The following is a 500-nucleotide window of genomic DNA, read 5'->3' as shown; positions in this document are numbered from 1 at the left end:
GTTCAAAGCTGATGCCCTCCGAGCCGTTACCCTCAAGCACAACATTAGTCGTGGTGAGGAAGAAGCTAAAGCATGAGAGCGATAATCGATTGCGATATTCTCCGATACCAAATCGGTGCAATCGAGCTTGAAAATGAGTATGCTGCTCCATACCTTAAAGGAACCAAAGCTGCTCGTATGCCTGCTCCCTTCCATGAGATCAGGAGAATAGTTGATGAGACTATACAACACATACGGGCCGTTACTGGTGCAGACTCTTATATTTGCGTTCTGTCTGGCAAAGATAACTTCAGGTTTGACATTGCCAAACAGCAACCTTATAAGGGCAACCGTGAGGGATTTGTCAAACCCTACAACTGGAAGACCGTCGGTGAACATATTATTGATACTTACAATCATACTGTGGTTGATGGCTATGAAGCCGACGATTGGATGGGTATTGAACAAAGAAAAGATCCTGAAAATACGATTATATGCTCAAGAGACAAAGATTTAAAAAC

The 500-nt window shown here is 43.2% G+C and carries 1 protein-coding gene; it reads left to right on the top strand.

Annotated elements, in window-relative coordinates:
- Positions 1-72: 72 nt before the first annotated feature.
- Positions 73-500 (top strand): hypothetical protein (locus N1032_RS28215; RefSeq protein WP_259544066.1); only part of this gene is annotated, 428 nt, incomplete at its 3' end.

The sequence above is a fragment of the Herbiconiux daphne genome, from assembly GCF_024979295.1.
Lineage (GTDB): Bacteria > Actinomycetota > Actinomycetes > Actinomycetales > Microbacteriaceae > Herbiconiux > Herbiconiux daphnes.
This window is presented reverse-complemented; position numbering and strand designations above follow the sequence as displayed.